The sequence below is a fragment of the Lentzea indica genome (genome assembly GCF_012184385.1).
Lineage (GTDB): Bacteria > Actinomycetota > Actinomycetes > Mycobacteriales > Pseudonocardiaceae > Lentzea > Lentzea indica.
The window spans coordinates 1-4,401 of sequence record NZ_VSRL01000426.1 but is presented as its reverse complement, the minus strand read 5'-3'; the positions used below and the strand labels follow the sequence as shown (position 1 = coordinate 4,401).

General features: G+C 70.5%; 4 protein-coding genes and 1 pseudogene. 4 read left to right on the top strand and 1 reads right to left on the bottom strand.

The genetic code is table 11. The annotated features are described in order from the left end of the window. The 4 genes and pseudogenes from FXN61_RS47620 to FXN61_RS47605 form a co-directional block, all read left to right on the top strand. Positions 1-260 (top strand): annotated as a pseudogene (locus FXN61_RS47620) (hypothetical protein); the annotation flags it as partial. Further along, positions 257-1,012: an ESX secretion-associated protein EspG gene (locus FXN61_RS47615; RefSeq protein ID WP_167980362.1), complete on the top strand. Its 756-nt coding sequence runs from the start codon at positions 257-259 to the stop codon at positions 1,010-1,012. The pseudogene FXN61_RS47620 and the gene FXN61_RS47615, both read left to right, overlap by 4 nt. 41 nt (positions 1,013-1,053) lie before the next feature. After that, positions 1,054-1,563: a YbaB/EbfC family nucleoid-associated protein gene (locus tag FXN61_RS47610; protein WP_167980361.1), complete on the top strand. Its 510-nt coding sequence runs from the start codon at positions 1,054-1,056 to the stop codon at positions 1,561-1,563. A 48-nt stretch (positions 1,564-1,611) separates the two neighbouring features. Beyond that, positions 1,612-3,282 carry a hypothetical protein gene (locus FXN61_RS47605; RefSeq protein ID WP_167980360.1) on the top strand — a complete coding sequence of 557 codons (1,671 nt, stop codon included), beginning with the start codon at positions 1,612-1,614 and terminating at the stop codon, positions 3,280-3,282. A gap of 365 nt (positions 3,283-3,647) precedes the next feature. Here FXN61_RS47605 and FXN61_RS51260 read toward each other — a convergent pair whose 3' ends face one another. After that, positions 3,648-3,974, bottom strand: coding sequence for a hypothetical protein (locus FXN61_RS51260; protein WP_223165898.1), 327 nt, complete (start codon positions 3,972-3,974; stop codon positions 3,648-3,650). Positions 3,975-4,401: the final 427 nt, after the last annotated feature.

Below are 4,401 nucleotides of genomic sequence, written 5' to 3'. Positions count from 1 at the left end.
CGGGTGTGCAGGGCCAGGCCCGTCCCGGCATGCCGATGGGCATGATGGGCCCTGGTGGCGCGACCGCCGCCGGTGCCGGCATGGCAGGCGCGCCGATGGGTGGCGCTCCCGGCGGTGGCAAGGGCGAGGACGACAAGGAACACCGTTCCGCCAGCTACATCATGGGCGGCGACCTGTTCGAGGTCCCCGGTGAGAACCTGCCCCCGTCGGTGATCGGCGGCGCCAAGCCCAAGAAGCAGAAGGGGCCGGAGCAGTCGTGATCACGCCCGAGTTCCTGCTCTCGCCGCGCGAGTTCGACGTCCTGTGGCACGAGCTGAGGCTCGGCAGGATGCCCTACCCGCTGGACGTGCCGAGCGAGGGCGACACCGAGCAGGACCGCCAGGTGCTGCGCGAGAAGACGCTCGCCGAACTGGCCACGCGCGGTCTGGTGGACAACCCCAGGCTCGAGGAGTACCTGCGGCTGCTCGACGACCACGACGTGTCCGTGGACGCCGTCGCGGGTCTCGACCGGACCGTGCGGGCGCTCGCAGTCTCCAACGGCAGGCGCGCCGTGCTGGCGATCATCGACGCCGACCGGGTGGGACTGCTGGAGATCCGGGAGACCGGTATCGCCCGCGAGATCGTCAGGGTGCTGCCGGACGGCGAGCCCGGTCCCGGCACGGCGGTGAACGTGCGGGTGGAGTCGTTGCACGACGCCATCGCGCTCCAGGAGGCGGAGGAGCAGGACGACTCCGACGAGCTGTGGGGCTCCGACGAGATGGACGAACGGCAGGCGCTGCAGCAGGCCGGGCTGTCCGCTCAGGACGCGAAGCAGTTCGGTGAGCTCGCGGCCAACCGTGTCGCGGGCGGCCAGTTCGGCATCACCCACGGCCGGCAGCGCTCCGGCGTCGTGATCAACTGGTTCGACACGCACCAGGGCCGCTACCTGATGGTCAACTCGGACGGCTGGCTGAGCCTCTCTCCGACCGACAACGACCGCATCGCCACCCGAATCGACGCTGTGCTCGCGTGAAATAGCGCGTCGCAGTTGAACCGCCGCCGCCGGAGGACCGTGTGAACCCCGCGAACCCCACTCAGTGGGTCGAAGAGTACGAGGCCAAGCTGGCCGACCTGAAGAAGAAGTCGGAGGACCTCCAGGAGAACTTCGCCGCGTCCTCCGCGACCGTGACGTCCAAGGACGGCGCGGTGACGGTGACGGTGGGCCCCAACGGCGGTCTGCAGAACCTCGTGCTCGGGCACCGCGCGGTGGAGCTGGGCGGGCCCCGGCTCACCGCGCTGATCCTCGAGACCGCGCGGCACGCCCAGAAGCAGGCCGCGGAGAAGGTCCTCGAGGTCTTCAAGCCGCTCGGCGAGGGCACCGAGGCGTTGCAGATGGTGGCGGACGCGATCCCGGACGACGAGGACGCCGAGGAGACGGACGCCTACGACGAGATCGACGACGAGCCGGCACCCGCGCCGACTCCCCCGCCGGTGAGCCGGCCCGCGGCGGCTCCGCAGCCGCCGCCCGTCCGCGCACGGCGTCGCGCGGCCGACGAAGACGACGACGACAACCAGCCCTGGTGAGGAAGATCGATGACCGCGCCTGAAACTCCACTCCCCTCTCCTCCGGGGATGAAGATCACCGAGGAGAACAAGCTCAAGGGCTCGCTGTTCATCGAGGCCTACGGCAGCCTGATCGACGGCATCGGCAAGGACGCGGAGTCCGAGACCGAGAAGGCTCTCGACATCACGTTCAACGCCATCGGTGCGGCGTCGGCCACGGTGATGCTGGCGATCGACCCGCTCGGCAGCCTGATCGGCGCCGGTATCGGCTGGCTGATCGAGCACGTGAGCTTCCTGCGTGACGCCCTGAACCAGCTGATGGGCAACCCGGAAGAGATCCAGGCGAACGTCGAGGCGAACAAGGCACGCGCGGCCGAGCTGCGAGTGCTGGCCGAGGACCACAAGAACGGCCTCGCGACGTTCGACGGCTGGACCGGTGCGTCGTCCGAGGCGTTCAAGAAGAGCATGGACGGCATGGCCCAGGAGCTCGACGAGCTCGCCAGCGCCGTCGAGACCAAGGCCAAGGTCGTCGCGGTCATGGGCATGCTGGTCACGGTGCTGCGCGACATCGTCCGCGACCTGATCGCCCAGCTTCTCGGTTCGCTGATCGGCGGCGCGCTGCTCGCCGCCGCCGCCATGATCCCGACCTTCGGCGCCTCGATCCCGGCCTTCATCGGCTTCGCGGTCGGCAAGGCGGTCGCGCTGGGCACGAACATCGCGTCCCGCGTCGCCCGCGTCGTCGCCGCCCTCGGCCGTCAGATGAAGCGCATCGGCGACCTCGACGACATCATGGCCAAGATCAGCAAGGGCTGGGAGCGCTTCGAGAACGTCGCCGACGTCGCCGAGGTCACCTACGAGGGTGTGAAGGCCGCGAAGGACGTCGACAAGAAGATCGACGAGGCGGTCAAGAACAACCAGGCGGGTGGCGGCCAGGGTGGCGGCGGTGGAGCGCCCACCGGCGAGGCGACGCTCGCCAACGCCCGTGTGGGCACGGTCCAGATGGAGTCGGCCCAGGCGACCGCAGCGACCCGCATGAGCGTCGCCTCGGAACCTCTCGCCCGCACCCAGATGGAAGCGGCCGAGCCGATGCAGGCTCTCCGGCGGACGGAGGCGGCCGAGCCCATGCAGGCTGCGCAGGCGGTCAGGCTGACGGAAGCAGCCGAGCCGATGCAGGCCCTCCGGCGGATGGACGCCGTTGGGCCGATGCAGGCGGCGACCCGCATGGAAGCGGCGGAGCCGATGCAGGCTGTCAGGCGGATGGACGTGGCCGAGCCCATGCAGCCGATGCACAGGATGAGCGCGGTAGAAGCGCCCATGGCGTTCTCCCGGACGGAGGCGACGCCGATGCACGAGGCGGTCGCCAGGACGGCTTCGGACTCGACCATGGTCTCGGGTGTCTCCATGACCTCGGGCACGGGCACGCCGGTCCATCAGGCCGTCCAGCCGCTCGAGATGTACAGCAGCGCCGACACCCCGTCCGAGCCGCTGCAGCAGGCGTCGGGCTACGAGCCGCTGGCGCGGACGCAGATGTCCCATGCGTACGAGGCGCTCGAGCCGATGCAGCCGCGCGAAGCCTACGTCGAGGCCGAGCCCGCCTACGAGGCTGTGAACCCGCTCATGGCGAGCGAGCCGCTCAGGCCGACCGTCGCCTACGAAGCGGGCGGTCAGGCCGGCGGCTCCGCGGCTCAGCCGCTCAGGCCGACCGTCGCTCACGAGCGGCTCGCCAGGCCGACAGAGTAAGTCCAGCCAACAGCCGGGATCTCGCGGATCCCGCTTTGTTCTGACGCAGTAACTGGAGAATCGCCGCTCATGGCCAAGGGGAACGTCAATCCCGCACCGCCGCCGAACCCGGCAGCGAATCCGACGCCGTCCCCCTCGGCGCCACCACCCACCGGAACCGGTGGTGGAGGCCCCACCGGCAACAGCGGCTACTCCATGAACGACTCCTCCATGCAGGGGTTGCAGAACAAGGCGGGCGACCTGGGGTCCCGGCTGTCGAGCATCTCGAGCGGCCTGCGGGGCCTGAACTTCAGCGGTAACGCGCTCGGCCCCATCGGCCTGTTCGCGGTGCCGGCGCTGAACGCGTCCAACGACAACGCCGTGGCTCAGGCCGAGAAGGGCGCCAAGGCGTTCACGGACGTCCAGTCGGGCATCAAGGCCACGCACCAGACGGCTGTCAACACGGACGCCAGCCAGAGCAGCAACCTCAAGTCCTTCGACACCAGCACCAACGCCAAGCCGCCACCCGGCAGCACCGGAGGCGGGTTCGGCCTCAACTCGCAGGGCGGGCCCAAGGTCTCCGGGGCGGGGACGATCGCCGGCGGCGGAACCGGCGCCACGGGGCTCAACTCCCAGGGCGGGCCGAAGGTCTTGCAGAACCCGAACATCAAGGGCGGCACCGGTCCGGCCCGGCACAGGCGGACCGAAGGCACCTGGCGGCCCCTCGGTCTCGACCACCCCGAACATCAAGGGCGGCAGCGGTCCCCTCGGGACCGGCGGCCTGAACACGCCCGGCGGACCATCGGTCGGCACCACTCCCAACATCAAGGGCGGCGGCGGTCCTGTCGGGACCGGCGGGCCCAAGGGCGGCGTCGGCGGACCGTCGGTCGGGACCACGCCCAACATCAAGGGCGGTGCCGGACCTGTCGGGACCGGCGGCATTCCGAAGGGTCCTGGCGGCGCCGGCATCGTGGCACCGCCGGTCATCGGTGGCGCCACCCCTGGTTCTCCTGGTGCCAAGTCGCCAGGAACGCCCGGTGGCGGCGGCAAGGGCGCCGGAATCCCGACCGTGCCCGGCGGCGTCGGGATTCCCGGTGGCAAGGGCGGTACGCCTCCTCCTGGCTCGGTCGCCGGCGTGAC